At 71.0% G+C, this 15,883-nt stretch carries 17 protein-coding genes; 12 read left to right on the forward strand and 5 right to left on the reverse strand.

The genetic code is table 11. The annotated features are described in order from the left end of the window. Entirely contained in the window at nucleotides 1-579 is a 579-nt protein-coding gene (locus tag VKZ50_11610) for a DcrB-related protein (protein HLJ60366.1), read from the reverse strand. Between the two features lie 313 nt (nucleotides 580-892). Between VKZ50_11610 and ada the strand changes: the two genes are divergently transcribed. Further along, nucleotides 893-2,029 carry a bifunctional DNA-binding transcriptional regulator/O6-methylguanine-DNA methyltransferase Ada gene (gene ada / locus VKZ50_11615; GenBank protein ID HLJ60367.1) on the forward strand — a complete coding sequence of 379 codons (1,137 nt, stop codon included), beginning with the start codon at nucleotides 893-895 and terminating at the stop codon, nucleotides 2,027-2,029. Between the two features lie 18 nt (nucleotides 2,030-2,047). Here ada and VKZ50_11620 read toward each other — a convergent pair whose 3' ends face one another. Next, nucleotides 2,048-2,935: a DMT family transporter gene (locus tag VKZ50_11620; GenBank protein HLJ60368.1), complete on the reverse strand. Its 888-nt coding sequence runs from the start codon at nucleotides 2,933-2,935 to the stop codon at nucleotides 2,048-2,050. A 69-nt stretch (nucleotides 2,936-3,004) separates the two neighbouring features. Between VKZ50_11620 and VKZ50_11625 the strand changes: the two genes are divergently transcribed. The 4 genes from VKZ50_11625 to VKZ50_11640 all read left to right on the forward strand — a co-directional run bounded on the left by VKZ50_11625 (nucleotide 3,005) and on the right by VKZ50_11640 (nucleotide 6,465). Continuing rightward, a complete protein-coding gene (locus VKZ50_11625) occupies nucleotides 3,005-4,102 on the forward strand; it encodes a Zn-dependent alcohol dehydrogenase (protein ID HLJ60369.1) in 1,098 nt (365 codons plus the stop codon). Next, complete coding sequence (locus tag VKZ50_11630) at nucleotides 4,099-5,340, forward strand: D-alanyl-D-alanine carboxypeptidase family protein (protein HLJ60370.1); 1,242 nt, start codon at nucleotides 4,099-4,101, stop codon at nucleotides 5,338-5,340. Before VKZ50_11625 ends, VKZ50_11630 begins: the two co-directional genes overlap by 4 nt. 123 nt (nucleotides 5,341-5,463) lie before the next feature. Continuing rightward, nucleotides 5,464-6,066 (forward strand): DUF4337 domain-containing protein, encoded by a 603-nt coding sequence (locus VKZ50_11635; GenBank protein HLJ60371.1) that lies wholly within the window; start codon nucleotides 5,464-5,466, stop codon nucleotides 6,064-6,066. Between the two features lie 99 nt (nucleotides 6,067-6,165). Continuing rightward, complete coding sequence (locus VKZ50_11640; GenBank protein ID HLJ60372.1) at nucleotides 6,166-6,465, forward strand: hypothetical protein; 300 nt, start codon at nucleotides 6,166-6,168, stop codon at nucleotides 6,463-6,465. A gap of 301 nt (nucleotides 6,466-6,766) precedes the next feature. On the opposite strand, the gene VKZ50_11645 is transcribed toward VKZ50_11640, so the two are convergent. Continuing rightward, entirely contained in the window at nucleotides 6,767-7,744 is a 978-nt protein-coding gene (locus VKZ50_11645) for an amidohydrolase family protein (GenBank protein HLJ60373.1), read from the reverse strand. A 211-nt stretch (nucleotides 7,745-7,955) separates the two neighbouring features. Here VKZ50_11645 and VKZ50_11650 point away from each other — a divergent pair, with 211 nt between their 5' ends. From VKZ50_11650 to VKZ50_11675, 6 genes are all read left to right on the forward strand, one after another. Further along, entirely contained in the window at nucleotides 7,956-9,410 is a 1,455-nt protein-coding gene (locus tag VKZ50_11650) for an aldehyde dehydrogenase family protein (GenBank protein ID HLJ60374.1), read from the forward strand. 45 nt (nucleotides 9,411-9,455) lie between these two features. Further along, nucleotides 9,456-10,685, forward strand: a complete 1,230-nt coding sequence (locus tag VKZ50_11655; GenBank protein HLJ60375.1) for a M20 family metallopeptidase — start codon at nucleotides 9,456-9,458, stop codon at nucleotides 10,683-10,685. Continuing rightward, a complete protein-coding gene (locus tag VKZ50_11660) occupies nucleotides 10,682-11,533 on the forward strand; it encodes an energy-coupling factor transporter ATPase (GenBank protein ID HLJ60376.1) in 852 nt (283 codons plus the stop codon). Before VKZ50_11655 ends, VKZ50_11660 begins: the two co-directional genes overlap by 4 nt. Continuing rightward, nucleotides 11,530-12,471: an energy-coupling factor transporter ATPase gene (locus VKZ50_11665; protein HLJ60377.1), complete on the forward strand. Its 942-nt coding sequence runs from the start codon at nucleotides 11,530-11,532 to the stop codon at nucleotides 12,469-12,471. The genes VKZ50_11660 and VKZ50_11665 overlap by 4 nt, the downstream gene beginning before the upstream one ends. Continuing rightward, entirely contained in the window at nucleotides 12,468-13,307 is an 840-nt protein-coding gene (locus VKZ50_11670) for an energy-coupling factor transporter transmembrane component T (GenBank protein HLJ60378.1), read from the forward strand. Before VKZ50_11665 ends, VKZ50_11670 begins: the two co-directional genes overlap by 4 nt. A gap of 107 nt (nucleotides 13,308-13,414) precedes the next feature. Further along, nucleotides 13,415-13,966, forward strand: a complete 552-nt coding sequence (locus VKZ50_11675) for an ECF transporter S component (protein ID HLJ60379.1) — start codon at nucleotides 13,415-13,417, stop codon at nucleotides 13,964-13,966. A gap of 57 nt (nucleotides 13,967-14,023) precedes the next feature. On the opposite strand, the gene VKZ50_11680 is transcribed toward VKZ50_11675, so the two are convergent. Together VKZ50_11680 and queF are read right to left on the reverse strand one after the other, a co-directional pair. Beyond that, complete coding sequence (locus tag VKZ50_11680; GenBank protein ID HLJ60380.1) at nucleotides 14,024-14,518, reverse strand: QueT transporter family protein; 495 nt, start codon at nucleotides 14,516-14,518, stop codon at nucleotides 14,024-14,026. Next, nucleotides 14,515-14,973: a preQ(1) synthase gene (queF, locus tag VKZ50_11685; GenBank protein HLJ60381.1), complete on the reverse strand. Its 459-nt coding sequence runs from the start codon at nucleotides 14,971-14,973 to the stop codon at nucleotides 14,515-14,517. Before queF ends, VKZ50_11680 begins: the two co-directional genes overlap by 4 nt. 193 nt (nucleotides 14,974-15,166) lie before the next feature. On the opposite strand from queF, the gene VKZ50_11690 reads away from it, so the two are divergent. Further along, nucleotides 15,167-15,862 carry a DEAD/DEAH box helicase gene (locus tag VKZ50_11690; protein ID HLJ60382.1) on the forward strand — a complete coding sequence of 232 codons (696 nt, stop codon included), beginning with the start codon at nucleotides 15,167-15,169 and terminating at the stop codon, nucleotides 15,860-15,862. Nucleotides 15,863-15,883: the final 21 nt, after the last annotated feature.

Here is a 15,883-nt window from a genome sequence, read left to right on the forward strand (position 1 = left end):
CTAGCGGCCGTTGCCCCCCGGTTGCGTCGCGGGCGCGGACTCGCGGCCCCGCGCCGTCAGCCGGAACGTCCCGATGATCCTGGTCAACAGCGGGGCGTCCTCTTCGACCCGGGTCGCCGTGTTGGTCGTCGTGCCCGTCATGAGGAACGCCTCGCGGTTCACCACCACGCACACCTGCAGGCTCCAGCGGTCCTGGCCGTCCTTCGTGCGCCAGGTGTAGGCGTGGGTGTACCCGGGCAGGTCGCCGACCGTCGTCGGCCCCTCGCTCGCGGTCGCGAACGCGATGTGCCCGAACACCCGCATCACCCGCTCCGCCTCGCGTACGCAGGTCTTCGACGACATCGCCACGACGGTGTCGTGGGCGATGATGTTCACGGTTTCGGGGAGCTCGCCGGCGCGGGCGGGGCCCGTCGCCACGACCGTGGGATCTCCGGACGAGGTTCTGACGTTCCACGACACAGGGACAGCGATGGTAAAGCGGTCGCCGGGATCGTGCACGAGCCGCGATCCTCCCGGTTGGCCGGCGGCGGGCGCGCCGAAGAGCGCTCCGGCGACCAGCGCCGCCACGACCGCCAGCACGCCCGTCGCACGCCGGCTACGGCAAAAAGGCGGCGCCTGTGCGGGGCCCGCGTGGTCGTCGCGCGACGGGTGGGCGAAACGTGAACGACGCGTCATCGGTCGTCACACGGGTGGTGCGTCATCTGCAGCGCTCGCTTCGAGTGCGGTTCGGCGCGCGTGGCGGGGTTCTCCTGCCCGCGATCCGGATGGCATATACTTGGCGTAGGCTGCGACGCGTGCGCCGGCCTCACCACTCCCGATGAGTTTGGCCGCAAGAATCGGATAGCGGCGACCGCCTCGGCGTCCTACGATGGGCCCCGGAGGTGGACGCGCGATGCTGATGAGAGCGGAAGTGCGATCAGAGACGGGAACGGGAATCGACGATCCGAGATGGCTCGCCGTGTTGGCCCGTGACGCGGCCGCGGACGGCGCGTTTGTGTTCGCGGTGCGGTCGACCGGGATCTACTGCCGGCCGTCGTGTCCGGCGCGCCGTCCCGGCCGGGCGCAGGTGGTGTTCTTCGGGCGCCCCGCCGACGCAGAGCGCGCGGGCTTCCGGGCATGCCGGCGGTGCCGGCCGACCGCCGCGAGCGTGGAAGAGCAGCAGGTACAGTTGGTGCAGGACGCCTGCCGGTACATCGAAGCCCGGGTCGACGACGGCGCGACGCGCTTGGCCGAACTCGCCGCGCACCTCGGGCGGAGCCCCCATCACGTGCGTCGGGTGTTCACGCGGCTCGTGGGGATCTCGCCGCGGGACTACGCCGACGCGTGCCGGCTCGACCTCGTGCGGGCTCGGCTTCGCGCGCAGGAGGCGGTCGCGTCCGCGCTGTACGCGTCCGGGTTCGGGTCGAGCAGCCGTCTCTACGAGCGCGCACCCAAGGATCTCGGGATGACGCCCGCCGCGTACCGGCGGGGCGGCCGCGGGATGCGGATCGCGTACACGACCGTGTCCACGCCCCTCGGGCGCCTCCTCGTCGGGGCGACGCCCCGGGGCGTGTGTGCGGTCAGTCTCGGCGCCGACGACCGGACGCTCGAGACGGCGCTCGCCGGCGAGTATCCATTCGCGGAGCGCCGCCGGGACGACACCGGCCTCGGGCCGTGGGTGGCCGCGATCGTGGCCTACGTTCGCGGCCGGCGTCCCCACCTGTCGCTCCCCCTCGACATCCAGGCCACGGCGTTCCAGCGCAAGGTGTGGACTGCCCTGCAGGCGATCCCGTACGGAGAGACGCGGTCGTACGCCGAGGTCGCGCGCGCGCTCGGCCGGCCGTCGGCGGTGCGGGCGGTGGCCCAAGCGTGCGCCGCGAATCCGGCGGCCCTGATCATCCCGTGCCATCGGGTCGTGCGGTCCGACGGGAATCCGGGCGGGTACCGGTGGGGCGCGGAGCGCAAGCGCGCGTTGCTGCGCCGCGAGCGCGAAACCGCGGGTGCGCCGCGCGAGCGAGAAGAGCGACGAGCGGCGCACGCCGCGCACTAACCGGCGCGTTCCGCACCGTCACCGCCGCGCCAGCGCCACACCCGCAAGGACGCACGCCGCGCCGAGCGCTTGGCTGGTGGTCAGGCGCTCTCCCAGCAGCCACCACGCCGCGGCTACCGCGACGACGGGGTTGATATTGGTCAGGATCGCGGTCCGCGTCGTACCGATCCGGCGCAGCGCCAGGGACCAGACCGCGTACCCGAGCGCGATCGTTAGCACGCTCGTGTAGAGGACCGCGCCCCACGCCCGCCAGTCGAGTGCCTGCCAGGACTGCGCCCGGAGGTCCGGGAGTCCGAGCGCGACGAGCACGAGCGTCGAGATCGAGATCGTCACGGCGGTGAGCGCGGCGGGCGGATACCGCACGGCCAGCGGCCGGCTGACGAGGGTGTACGCCGCCCAGCACACGGCGGACCCGAGCGTCAAGAGGTCTCCCCACACGGCGGTCGCGGGGAGATTGGACGCGCCCGGGCGGACCAGGAAGGTCAGTCCAACCAGCGAGAGGAGGATCCCCGCCCACGCCCTCGCCGACACGCGATCCATACGCAGCGCCATCGCGCCAAGCGCCACCATGACGGGGGAGAGCCCCATGATCAGGGCCGAGTGCCCGGCGGTCGTCAACCGGATGCCGTTAATGAAGGTGAGCTGCTGCAGCACGATCCCCACGGCCGCGAGCGCGAGGACGCGGCCGCGATCGTCCGGCGCGATGCGGAGCGACTCCCGCCGCGCTGCGGTGATCGCCAGCAGGACGATCGAGGCGAGCACCCAGCGCATCGCGTTGAATGCAGCCGGGGAGGCGAACGCGGGCAGCGCGCCCTTGATCACGATGAAGTTCAGGCCCCACACCACGGGGACGAACGCCACGATGGCCGCGTCCTCGAGCGCCGTGCGGCGCCGCTCGTTCGTCATCACACAAGGATTCCACGCGGGTCGGCAGGAAAGCCTCTGCGCACGCTCCGGAGGGAAGGAGGCACGCGCATGCGGGCGGCCGTCTTCTACGATGTCGGCAAGCCGTTGGTGGTGGAGGAGGTCGAGCTCGCCCCGCCGCGAGCCGGCGAGGTGCTTGTGCGAATCGCCGCGACCGGCGTCTGCCACAGCGATCTGCACTACATCAAAGGCGATCTGGCGATGCCGTTGCCCGTCGTCCTCGGGCACGAGGCCGCGGGCGTCGTGGAGACGATCGGTCCCGGCGTCGAGTCGGTGCGGCCGGGCGACCACGTGGTGCTGCTGTTCGCGCCGGCGTGCGGCCACTGCCGCTACTGCGACAGCGGCCGCCCCCATCTGTGCGAGATGCGCTATCGGGTTCGCGGGAAGATGCCAGACGGCACGACGCGGCTGCGCTGCGGCGACCGGGAGCTCCATCACTTCACGTGCGTCTCGTCGTGGGCGGAGCAGGCCGTCGTCCCGGAGTCTGGGGTGCTGCCGATCGGCAAGGACGTGCCGCTGACCATTGCCGCGTTGTTGGGGTGCGCGGTGACCACCGGTGTCGGCGCGGTGGTCAACACCGCCCGCGTGCGACCGGGCACCAGCGTCGCCGTGTTCGGCCTCGGCGGCGTCGGCCTAAACGTCGTGCAGGGGGCGCGGATCGCCGGGGCGGTCATGATCATCGGCGTGGATCTTCTCGATCACCGGCTGGAGGCCGCGCGGCGGTTCGGCGCGACGCACACGCTCAACGCCAAAGCGAACGATCCGGTGCAGGCGATCCTGGACCTGACGGGCGGCGGCGCGGACTATGCGTTTGAGGTGATCGGGCGCGCGGCGACGGTGCGGCAGGCCGTAGACAGCGTCGCGCGCGGCGGCGTCGCGGTTGCCGTGGGCCTCCCGCCGACGCGCGAGGAGCTGGTGGTGCCGGGTCCGACGTTCGTGCTCAACGAGAAGACGTTGCAGGCGTGCTTCTACGGGTCGTCGCGGCTGCGCTCCGACATTCCCCGGCTGCTCGCGATGTACGACGCCGGCCAGCTGATGCTCGACGAGCTCGTGACCGCTTCGTTTCCGCTCGATCGCGTCAACGACGCGGTGGCGACGCTCGATCGCGGCGACGGCCTACGCAGTATTCTTCAGATGTCCGCGGCATGATGCGCGCCGTCCGCCCGTCGCTGGTGCTCCTGTTGTGCCTGGCGCTTGGCGTCCCGGCGTCCTGGGCCGCTCCGCGCGCCCACCCCGTGCGGCCCCCGGCGGACGCCGCGGCCGAGTCCGGCCCGACGGCACCGCCCGCCACGTTGCTGATGGAGGTGTCGACCGGGCAGGTCCTCGCGTCGAGCGATGCGCACCGGCACCTGCCCCCGGCGAGCCTCGACAAGCTCATGACCCTGTATCTCGTGCTTCAGGCCATTCGCGGCCACCAGATTACGCTCGACACCTCGGTCACCGTGAGCGCCACCACGTGGCGGATCGGGCGGACCGCGGGGAGCAGCCGGATGTTCCTGAACGTCGGGGACGTCGTTCCCGTGCGGGACCTGCTCAGCGGTTTGATGGTGGCGTCCGGCAACGACGCCGCCGAAGCGCTGGCCGAGGCCGTCGGGGGTTCCGGGGAGCAGTTCGTCACGCTGATGAACGCGCAGGCGGCACGACTCGGCATGCACGACACGCACTACGTCACCCCGCACGGGCTGCCCGCGCCGGACGAGTACACGAGTGCGTGGGACATCGCGCTGCTGGCCCGACGCGTCCTGCTCGACTTTCCGGACGTCGTGCAGATCACCGGGGCGCGGTACGAGGCGTACGGCGGGATCCGGCAGGCGAACTGGAACAACCTGGTCTTCCGCGATCCGCGGGTCGACGGGTTGAAGACCGGACACACCTCCGAAGCCGGGTTCAGTATCGCCGCGACGGCACAGCAGGGTGGGATGCGCCTGCTCGCGGTCGTGATGGGCGCGCCGACACTCCGGCGTCGCACCGACCTGGCGGAGGGACTGTTCGCGCAAGGGTTCGGCCGCTACGCGCTCGTGCCCGTGCCGTGGCAGCGGGTCGTCCCCGCGTCGCTGCGCGTCTACGGCGGCACGACCGGGGAGGTGTCTTTGGAAACCTCCGGGCCGGTTGCGGTGCTGGTTGGGCGTGACACGCGCCCCTCGCTGGTGATCGCCGAGGCGATCACGGCGCGGCCGTTTGCGCCGGTCGCACGCGCGCAACAGGTCGGCGTGCTCACGGTCAGCGTCGACGGACGCGCGCTCGCCGCGACACCGCTGCTCGCGGCGCAGCCGGTGGCGCGCGCCGGGTTGTTCGGGCGCCTATGGGGCTACATCCGATACGAGGTGGGGGTGCTGTTCCACCGCCACCGCGCCCGCGCTCAGGGAGCGTACGAGCCTCCGCAGTAGGCCGGGCGGACCGCGCGTCGCCAGTCGGCCGCCGGTCCCCCCGCGCGCATTTTTCGCCGCGCGACTGTTCCGCGGTGAACTTCCGCAGGAGTGAGCCTGCGCGGTCCCGAAATTCGGCGTGGGATGAGCGAAGACTTTGAGGTCGACGCGCGCATCGAGCCGGAGGAGGGGGCATCGCGCACCTGGTTGATCCCGGCGATCGCGGTGACGACCGCCGTGTTGGCCGTCGCCGCGGCCTACAGCAGCATGCTCGCCGGCGAGTCCGCGCACGAGTCGCTCGCGCAACTGAATCGGGCGGCGATCCTCCAGGCGCAGGCGTCCGATCAGTGGGCGTTTTACCAGGCGGAAGGCATCAAGCGGCACACGTTCGAGGTGCAGCGCGACATCGGCCGGCTGCAGACCGACGCGCCGCACGTCGCGCTCGTCGCGGCGCAGGATGCGCAGGCGAGGCGGTACGCGACGCAGCAGGCGGCGATCCGCCGCGACGCTGAAACGCTGGAGCAACGGCGAGACGCCGCGCAAACGATCGCGGAGCGGTACGATGCGCGCTACCAGCGTCTGGGCCAAGCGGTGGCCGTGTTCCAGGTCGGCATCGTCGTCTGTTCCGTCGCAGCGATCGTGCGCCGTCCGGCGCTCTGGTACCTCGGGCTGGCCGGCGGGCTCGTCGGCGCCGCGATCCTCGCACAGGCCGTGTTCGCGTCCGCTGCAGGTGCTCGCGCGGGCTGATCGCCGCGGAAAATTACTGTGGAGAATTGCTGTAGAATGGCAGGAGGCCCGGTGCGGAAGACGTAGCATTGCCTGGACAGGAATGCGTGGAGGTGTCGTGTGGAGAATGAAGCACATTCGGCGGAAGGTGCCGGGGCCGCAGCGGCGCCGGGAGCCGGACAGGAGCGTCGCGCCTGGGCCGAACCGCTCCTGGCGGGCGTTGTCGTCTCACTGATCGCAGAAGCGAAGGACGCTGGGTGGAGCGGCAGGCTCGAATACGTGGTGGAGATGTGCGTCCAGGAAATGACCTCCACGCTCGGGATGTCTCACGATGAGATCGTTGAGGTCTTGCTGCGGTGGGCCGGCGAGTTGGGCGAGGACCTCAGCCGGGAGGACGTGGAGAAAGCGATCGAAGCATAGCGCGGATCCCGTCCGGCGTGTCGACGTCGTCCGCCCCCTGCTGCGGGGGGCGGACGACGTTTAGGGCCCGCGCGGGGCGGGGTAAAACAGCGGCGCAAGCGGGCAGGGAGAGGAGGTGGGGGACGATGCTTTTGGCCGGGCTCCTGGCCCTCATCGGCATCGCGCTGTGGGCCACCGGGCACCTGATCCTTCGATGACGGCGTCATCGTGATCCGGCTTGGCGTGACCGGGCTCCGGCACCGCTGACCATCGGGTGCCGGAGCCCGGAGCTTTTCCGCGCGATCGCGGACGGCCGCGGACCCTACGAACTTCTCGGATGCAACGCCGACCGCGCGGCGATCCCGAACGCCCGCTCTGCGTTTTTCCAGTAGATCTGCGACAGCACGTCTTCGGGGAGGTCGAGGCCGCGCAGCATCGGAGTGCCGTCGGCGTCCGGATCCGGGATCGGCGACGGGCACTCGAGATCCGTTTCCCAGAACATCTGGTGCACCCAATAGCGCACCGTATAGCGCACGGGGTCGGACTCCTTCAGGACCACCTGGTCGGTCCCGAAGCAGATCCGCTCCGCCCACCGTCGGAAGAACTCCCTGGCCTGGACCCGTTGTTTCCCCAGTTCACGGACGATCCACTTCGTCGCGCTCGTGTCTAGGTGGAGGTTCGGATACCGCTTCAACAGGTCCGTGAGGTGGTCCAGGTGCTCGGGATCGCCCCCCATGTGCGCGGCCAGGAACGGGACCCCGGGGAACTGCCGCAGGCGCGTCTCTAGCATCGGATACTGTTGCTGTTTCGTGCCGTACTTCGCGGGGTCGTATTTGCGCTCGAACCAGCGGTCGGGGTCGCTGACGTGGACCAGCACCCCGAGTCCGTGGTCGGCGATCGCCCGAAACACCGGGTCGAGCCGCGGGTCGTCGAAGAGCAGGTCCAGACGGTCGCGGACCCGCGGCGCGAACCAGAACTTGATGAGCGGCGCCCCGTGGGCACGCGCCTTCGGGATCATCCGGAGCGTCCGGTCCTCGAACGGCACGGGGGACTGCCAGTGCTCGCGCGCCGCGATCACGATCTCGTCCGGGTAACGCGCACGGAGCTCCACCCCCTCCTCGAGCGGCGTGATCGCGACGATTCGGTTGACGCCGTAGACCCGCGCCGCATCCACTAGTTCGTGGTTGGTGGCCGGTTCGGTCATGTGCGTGTGGACGTCCACGATGGGCCCGCGGACCTTGCGCGGCGGCGGCGTCCGGAACCCCGTGGCCTGTGCGTCGTCGAGCGGCTGTCCGTGCATTCCGATCTCCCGGGAGCGCCGCGTGCGTGCACGGCGGTCCCCGTTGGTGCACAACGCCCTGATCCATCGCAGGCTTCCAAGGGGAGGAGTTTCGTTTTGGCGGGCGGAAGACCCTCGCGCCGATATGGACCGCACGGCGCGGCGGGCTGCCCGGCCGCGCCCAGGACGCCACCGCGGGCCCGGCCCGCGACGCGAACGGCGAGGAGAATCCATGAGCACCGCGCAGGACGCGCAGCGCACCCGCGTTATCGTCGACACCAATCCCGCCGACTCCGGCGACGTGCTGGCCGAGGTGGCCTCGCAAACGGCCGCCGATGTCGCCCGCGCGATCGAGGGGGCCAAGCGCGCCTACCCCGCGTGGAGGGCCACGCCGCCGCCGGAGCGAGGACGGATACTCGCCCGCGCCGCGGCGCTCGCGCGGGCCAGGCTCGACGAGCTTGCGCGCCTGCTCACGCGCGAGGAGGGCAAGATCCTCAGCGAGGCGCGGGGCGAGGTGCTGAAAGGGATCAACCTGCTCGAGTGGTACTCGGGCGAAGGGTTCCGGCTCGGTGGCAAGACGCGGCCGTCGGAGATGCCGACCACGCTGCTGTGGACGATGCGGCAGCCCGTCGGCGTGGTCGCGGTGATCACGCCCTGGAACTTTCCCTGGGCGGAACCCGCGTGGAAGGTTGCCCCTGCGCTCGTCGCCGGCAACACGGTGCTCCTCAAGCCGGCGTCCCTCACGCCCCTCGTGGCCCAGCGGTACGTCGAGATTCTGACAGAAGCGGGCCTTCCGGACGGCGTGCTGACGTTGATCGTCGGGGCAGGTGGGGAGGTCGGGAATGCGTTGGTGACCGACCCCGAGATCCGCGCTGTGTCGTTTACGGGGTCGTGCGAGATCGGCGGCGACGTATATGCGCGCGCAGCCGGGCGCCTCGCCAAGGTCACGTGTGAGATGGGCGGGAAGAACGCCGTGGTGGTCATGCCCGATGCGGACCTGGACCTGGCCGCGACCGGGATTGCGCAGGGGGCGTTCGGGAGCACCGGCCAGCGTTGCACGGCGACGAGTTTGGGCGTCGTGCATCGCGACGTGTCGGCACGGATGCGCGACCTCGTCGTCGATCGGGCGCGGGCGCTTCGGGTCGGCAACGGGCTCGAGGACGGCGTCGAGATGGGGCCGCTCGTGGACGCCCACCAACTCGAGACCGTGCTCGGCTATATCGAGGCCGGCCGTCGCGACGGCGCACGCCTGCTGACCGGCGGGCGTCGGCTCGCCGACGGGGCGCGGGCGCGCGGGTTCTTCGTCGAGCCCACCGTGTTCGCGGACGTGCGGCCCGCCCACCGCATCGCGCGGGAGGAGATCTTCGGGCCCGTGCTGTCGCTGATCGAGGTGACATCTCTCGACGAGGCACTTGAGGTGACGAACGGCTTGCGCTACGGCCTCACGTCATCGATCTACGCCAGCGACGCGAACACGATCATGCGGTTCGTGGACGGGGTCGAGGCGGGGATGGTGCACGTCAACTCACCGACGGTCGGCGGCGAGGCGCAGATCCCGTTCGGGGGGATCAAGTGGAGCGGGGCCGGCGGTCGGGAGATGGCGGAGGAGGGCTTGGAGTTTTTCACCGAACTGAAGAGCGTGTTCTTCGACTACACCGGCCGCGCGCGCTCGGGCAACGTCTACTAGCGCGTGCACCGGCGCCCGCCCACGTCGTGCCGGTGCCATCGGTCGATGAGTGACGCCCCCCGCGCGGTTGACGACGCGTTGGCCGCCATCGACGACGCGTACGTGGTCGACCTGGCGCGCCGGCTCGTGCGGACGCCGAGCGTCTTTCGCCCGGGCGAGCCGGGCGGCGACGAGACCGCGGCGGCGGGTCTCGTGGCGTCGGAACTCCGCGCGCTCGGCCTCGAGGTCCACGTCGAGGAGGTCGCGCCGGGCCGCCCCAACGTGATCGGGGATTGGATCAGCGCCGCGCCCGGTCCCCTGCTGATCCTCGAAGGCCACACCGACGTCGTGACCGAGGGCGACGCGTCACTGTGGTCCGTGCCGCCGTTCGACGGCATCATCCGCGACGGGCGGCTCTACGGGCGCGGCGCGGCCGACATGAAGGGCGGCGTCGCCGCGGCGATCGCGGCCGTGCGTGCGCTGCGGGACGCCGGCGTCCAACTGCGCGGCCGCGTGCGCCTCGCGATCGTGGCGGACGAGGAAGGCATGATGCTCGGCATCAAGACGTTCGTCCGGAACGGTTGGGCCGACGGCGCCGTGGGCGCGATCATCTGCGAGCCCGAGGCGAACTGTCCCTGCCTGGTCCAGAAGGGCGCGATGCGGGCGGTGGCGCGGTTTCAGGGCCGCATGGCGCACGGGGCGATGCCCACGACCGGGATCAACCCGATTCCCTCGGCCGCCGCGTTCGTCGGGCGCGCCGCGGAGCTGGAGACGGCGTACGCGGCGCGGTACGGGGACCACCCGCTGCTCGGCCGGCCGAGCGTCACCCCGACGGTGTGCCGGGCCGGGGACCTCGCGCAACTGAACGTGATGCCGGCCGATGCGCTCGTCGCGCTCGACATCCGCACGATCCCCGGGCAGGCCCACGCGACGATTCACGCGGATCTCGACCGGGCCGCGGCGGCTGCCGCCGCGGCGGTGCCCGGCTGCCGGGGCGCGGTCGAGGTCATCGAGGAGCGGCCCTGGACCGAAACGTCTCCCGAGGCGGTCGTCGTGCGGGCGGTCGAGCAGGCGTGTCGCCGCGTCCAGGGGCGCGAGCCGGAACGTCGCGGGGTGCCCGGGGCGACCGACGGGACGTTTCTCAACGCCTGGGCGGCGGTGCCGATCGTGACGATCGGCCCCGGCGACGTGACGATCCCGCATCAGGTCGACGAGTTCGTTCGGATCGCGGATCTCGTGGAGGCCGCTCGTATCTTCGCGGCCGCCGCTTGCTACTGTCTCGGCGCTCCGTTGTGACCGGCGCCCCGCTGATCGCCTGCGAGGGCGTAGAGTTCGGGTACGGGGTTCGGTCGGACGGCGGAGCCCTCGTGCTGCGGGGCGTGTCCCTGCGGTTGGCGGGCGGCGAGCATGTGGCGATCATTGGTCCGAACGGCTCGGGGAAGTCCACGCTTGCGCGACATCTGAACGCCCTGTTGCGGCCGTGGGCCGGGACCGTTCGCGTCTGCGGGCTCGACACGCAAGATCCGGCGCACACGCGCGCGATCCGCCAAACGGTCGGGATGGTGTTCCAGCATCCCGACAGCCAGATGGTCGCGACGATCGTCGAGGAGGATGTCGCGTTCGGTCCGGAAAACCTGGGCGTGCCCCACGAGGAGCTGCGCGAACGCGTGCGTGAGTCGCTGGCGTTCGTCGAGATGTGGGAGGATCGGGCCCGACCGCCGCACATGCTCTCGGCTGGGCAGAAGCAGCGCGTGGCGATCGCCGGCGTGCTGGCGATGCGGCCCGCGTGCGTGGTGCTGGACGAGGCGACCTCAATGCTCGACCCGCGGGGGCGCGAGGACATCGCGCGCATCGTCGCGGGCCTGCGCCGGAAGGGCACGGCGGTCGTGTCGATCACGCACTTGATGGGCGAGGCCGCGGTCGCGGACCGCGTCGTCGTGCTGGCGCGCGGCGCCGTCGTGGCGGAGGGGCCCCCGCGAGAGGTCTTTGCCGAGGCGGCCCGCCTGCAGGAGATCGGGTTGGACCTGCCGCCCGTGACCGCGCTCGCGCTGCGCCTCAGGCGCGAGATCCCAGATTTTCCCGCGAACGTCCTGACCGTGGACGAGATCGTCGACGCCATCACCGCGCGCGCCGAGGCTCAATGACGGCGCGGGACGCCGCCGGGGATCGAGGCCAGCCGGTGTCCGGCGGCACCGTGGGTCGGGACGCGGCGGGTCGCGCCGAACCGCTCATCCACGTCGAGGACCTGTGGCACACCTACATGAAGGGGACCCCGTTTGCGCAGACGGCGCTGCGCGGGGTGACGGTGGAGATCCGCGCCGGCGAGGTCGTCGGGATCATCGGCCACACCGGGTCGGGGAAGTCGACGCTGATGCAGTACCTGAACGGCCTGCTCCGGCCCGCGCGGGGCCGTGTACGTGTGGCGGGCCACGACTTGGCGCGCCCCGACGTCGACATCGCGGCGGTGCGCCGGTTCGTCGGCGTTGTGTTTCAGGATCCCGAGGACCAGGTGTTCGAGCCGCTCGTCGGGGACGACGTCGCCTACGGCCCGCGTCAGCTTGGGTGCGCCCCGGCGGAACTGCGTGAGCGCGTGCGCTGGGGGATGGACGCCGTGGGGCTTCCCTTCGAGGCGTTCAAGGATCGCTACACGTATACGCTGAGCGGCGGCGAGCTGCGCAAGACCGCGCTCGCCGGAGTGCTAGCGATGCGCCCGCAGGTGCTCGTGCTCGACGAACCCACGTCGGGGCTCGACCCCGGCGCCCGGCGGGACCTTCGGGAGCGGCTCCAGGCGCTGCGCGACCGCGACGGGCTCACCCTGGTCCTCGTGTCCCACGATATGGACGAGATCGCGCGCCTCAGCGACCGAGTGTACGTCCTGCACGCCGGCGCGGTCGTCGCCTCGGGCCCGCCGCGGGACGTGTTCGCCCGGGCCGACGCGCTGGCACCGTACGGGCTCATGCCGCCGCATGCAACCCAGGTGTGCGACCGCCTCCGGGCCCGCGGGCTGGCAGTGCGGGCCGACGCGCTCACGATTGAGGAAGCGGGGGACGCGATCGCGGCCCTGCTCCGGGGGAACCGGTGAACGAGTTCGAGCTGCTCCGGAACATCACGATCGGTCAGTACTTGCCGACGGGCTCCTGCCTCCACCGGCTGGATCCCCGCGCCAAGATCGTCGCGGCGATCTTCGTGGTCGGCGCGGTCACGTTCACCCCGAGCCTCGTCGGCAACGCGTGCCTGTTGGTCGCGTGCCTCGCGATCGTGTGGCTCGGCCGCATCCCCCTTTCGTACGCGCTGCGCGGCCTGCTGCCCGCGGTCCCGCTCCTGGTGGTCCTCGCGGTGATGCAGCTGCTGTTCTTCGGACGGAACTACGACCCGACGAGCCCGGTGGTGTTCCGATGGGGATGGATCGTCGTGACCGCCGCGGTGCTCAAGCTGGTCGTGATTTCCGCGGCGCGGTTCGTGGAGCTGCTGCTGGTGACGAGCGTCTTCACGCTCTCGACCAAGACGACCGAGCTCACGCTCGGCATTGAGAGCCTGCTCCGCCCGCTGCGGCGGCTGCGGGTGCCGGCGCACGAGCTCGCCCTGGTGGTCACAATCGCGATCCGGTTCGTGCCCACGCTCGCGCTCGAGGCGGAACGGCTGATGAAGGCCCAGGCGTCGCGCGGCGGACGCCTGGGCGCGAGCCGCTGGCGGCTCGTGACGCGCGTCCGGCAACTGCTGCCGATCCTCGTTCCGCTGTTCACGTTCGCGCTGCGGCGCGGCGAGGAGTTGATCGTCGCGATGGAGGCGCGCGCCTACACGGGCGGCGAGGGCCGGACCTCCTACACCGTGCTGCGCAGCGGGCCGGGCGACTGGGCCGCGGTCGCCGCCGGGGCGCTTTTCCTCGCGGCGATGCTGCTGGCGCCGTTTCCCGTTTGACGGAGCGTCCGAGTGAGCAGGGAGCGTGTCGGCGTATGGGGAATCCCGCGGCAGGCCCCGCTGGGGGTGGTCCGACACGCACCGTGGGATGAGGGGAGGGAGCGGTGATGCAGGACGCAGGACGAAGTGCACTCTCCACCCGGGGCATCGTGATCTCCGCGGTCCTCGCGGCAGTCGCAATCTTCTTGGGCGCGACGCGCCTCGGGTTCATACCCACGCCGACGGGGATCGCCGCGACGATCATGCACGTGCCGGCGATCATCGGCGGCGTTCTGGAAGGGCCTGTCGTCGGCGGCATCATCGGGACGATCTTCGGACTGTACAGCTTCTTCTACGCCACCGTGCCGATGTTCAAAGACCCGATCGTGGCGATCCTGCCGCGTATTTTCATCGGCATCTTTGCGGCGTGGGCCTATCTGTCGCTGCGCCGGTCGAGCGAGTTCTGGGCGATCGTGGTGGCGGCGATCGTCGGCACCGCGACGAACACCGTGCTCGTGCTCGGGTTCGGCGTCGTCCGGCACTACCTGCCCGCCAAGGTGGCGTGGGTCGTCGGGGTCACGCACGGCATTCCGGAGGTGGTCGTCGCCGTGATCATCTCGGTCGCCGTCCTGGTCCCCTGGAAGCGCGCGCACCGCGGACAAGCGCGGGCGCGAGTCTAGCACAGCCCCGGCGCGGGCGACGGCCGCTGCGGCGGCCGCCGCCCGCCCGGCGGGGACCTATCGGGCGTCGGCCGCGCGGGCGCCCAGCACGCGGCGGAGCGCCAGGTGTACGGGCCACATCACCGGCACCCCCAGCACGATCAACAGCGCCTCGCTCGCCAGGATCGGCGGTGCGATCGCGGCGAACGGAGCGCGCAGCAGCACCGACAACATCGTCCCCACCGCCGCGGCGGTGATCGCCGCGTACACGGCGGCGCCGAGATACGCGTTGACCCGTCCCACCCGCCAGCACGCCCACGCGCCGACCAAGTTGGCGAACGGCATCCACACGAGCTCCCACGGACCCGCGAACGGGCTGCCGAGATTCCCAAGGAAGTTGCCGATGACGAACGCGGGGATGAGCTCGGGTTCCCAGAGGACCAGCGGTTTGAGCGTCTCGGCCAACCGCAACTGCAACGGTCCGTACGACGCGGGGGCGAGGTAGAGCGTCAGCGCGGCGTATGCGGCCGCCACCACCCCGATCTGAGCGATCCTGGCCACCGGCGTTCTCACCGCGGCGCTCCGGGCCAACGGACCCTGACGACGGTATGGATTCCCCCGCGCACCCGGTAGTCCAGGTCCACCTCCATCCACGCCGGCGCGCAGGAGGCGACGAGGTCCCCGAGGATGCGGTTCGCGGCGTGCTCCTGGTAGATGCCAACGGGTCGATACGTGAGCAGATAGAACTTCAACGACCGAAGCTCAAGGATCCGGTCCTGCGGCATGTACCGGACCGTGACCGTCCCGAAATCTGGCAGCCCGGACCACGGGCAGACCGCCGTGAACTCATCCGTCGAGATCTCGACGGTTGCCGGGGATCCCGGGTACTCGTAGGAAAACGTCTCCAGCACATCCGCCCGGATCGCCGACGTGTCGCGAATCTCGAGGTCCGGCGGAGCCGGCTCGCCCACGGCTCCCCGTCCGGCCACGGGGACGGCGGGCGGCCGTGTGTTCTGATGGTGTGCCACGTCATGGGCTCCTTTTCGAAGAAATTGAACCCCTGGTCGTCCTGTGGTAGAATAGTAGCAGAAAGTTCACTTTTTCGCGTCCTTTGACGGCGGGAGGCCGAAGGGCTCTCCCGTTCTGTGTGTGTCCCAGACCCCCGGTCTCGCGCGTCTGCGGGCACACGACGCAGACCCTCACGAGGGGCGTGTGATTGCGATGGCTGTGGAATCCCGCACGGCTGGTTTTTCCGGTCTGGTAGATGCTAGGATCCAGCGAGCGATCCAGGAAATTGGGTGGGCGACGCCGACCCCGATCGAGGCGCGCGTGATCCCGAGCTTGACGATCGGGAGGGATCTGGTCGGGCAGGCGGACCCCGGGTCGCGCACCACCGCGGCGTTCGGCATCCCGATGCTGCAGCGCCTCGACCCGCGGAGCAAAGCGGTACAGGGGCTCGTGCTGGCGCCGACCCGTGAGCAGGCGCGGCGCGTGGTTGCGGATCTTTCGAAACTCGGCGCCCACACCCGCCTCCGCATCGTCGCGATCTACGGCGGCGAGCCGATCGCGCGGCAGATGCAGCGCCTTCGCGAGAAGCCGCACATCGTCGTCGGGACGCCCGCGCGCGTGCTCGAGCACCTGGGCAAGGGCACGCTGACGCTGCGTAGCGTACACATGCTCGTACTCGACGACGCCGATCGGATGCTCAAGATGGGGCTGCGGCCCGAGGTGGAGCAGATCCTCGTGCGGACGCCGTCGACCCGGCAGACGGCGCTGTTCTCCGCCGCGCTGCCGGAGCCGATCCGTGCGATGGTCGGGCGGTACCTGCGCAATCCAATCTGGGTGACCCCCGGACCGTCGGACGCCGATCTTTACCAGGAGACCCCTCGACGGAGCCAGCGGACGGCGGTATCCTAGGCCGCGGGTTGCGGCGTCGCC

This window comes from bacterium, assembly GCA_035295165.1.
In the GTDB taxonomy this organism is placed as follows: Bacteria; Sysuimicrobiota; Sysuimicrobiia; order Sysuimicrobiales; family Segetimicrobiaceae; genus JAJPIA01.

Excerpts from the sequence above, each read along its gene's own strand:
- ada (HLJ60367.1), top strand. The coding sequence starts at position 893 with ATGCTGATGAGAGCGGAAGTGCGATCAGAGACGGGAACGGGAATCGAC.
- VKZ50_11620 (HLJ60368.1), bottom strand. The coding sequence starts at position 2,935 with ATGACGAACGAGCGGCGCCGCACGGCGCTCGAGGACGCGGCCATCGTG.
- VKZ50_11625 (HLJ60369.1), top strand. The coding sequence starts at position 3,005 with ATGCGGGCGGCCGTCTTCTACGATGTCGGCAAGCCGTTGGTGGTGGAG.
- VKZ50_11630 (HLJ60370.1), top strand. The coding sequence starts at position 4,099 with ATGATGCGCGCCGTCCGCCCGTCGCTGGTGCTCCTGTTGTGCCTGGCG.
- VKZ50_11635 (HLJ60371.1), top strand. The coding sequence starts at position 5,464 with ATGAGCGAAGACTTTGAGGTCGACGCGCGCATCGAGCCGGAGGAGGGG.
- VKZ50_11645 (HLJ60373.1), bottom strand. The coding sequence starts at position 7,744 with ATGCACGGACAGCCGCTCGACGACGCACAGGCCACGGGGTTCCGGACG.
- VKZ50_11650 (HLJ60374.1), top strand. The coding sequence starts at position 7,956 with ATGAGCACCGCGCAGGACGCGCAGCGCACCCGCGTTATCGTCGACACC.
- VKZ50_11655 (HLJ60375.1), top strand. The coding sequence starts at position 9,456 with ATGAGTGACGCCCCCCGCGCGGTTGACGACGCGTTGGCCGCCATCGAC.
- VKZ50_11665 (HLJ60377.1), top strand. The coding sequence starts at position 11,530 with ATGACGGCGCGGGACGCCGCCGGGGATCGAGGCCAGCCGGTGTCCGGC.
- VKZ50_11675 (HLJ60379.1), top strand. The coding sequence starts at position 13,415 with ATGCAGGACGCAGGACGAAGTGCACTCTCCACCCGGGGCATCGTGATC.
- VKZ50_11690 (HLJ60382.1), top strand. The coding sequence starts at position 15,167 with ATGGCTGTGGAATCCCGCACGGCTGGTTTTTCCGGTCTGGTAGATGCT.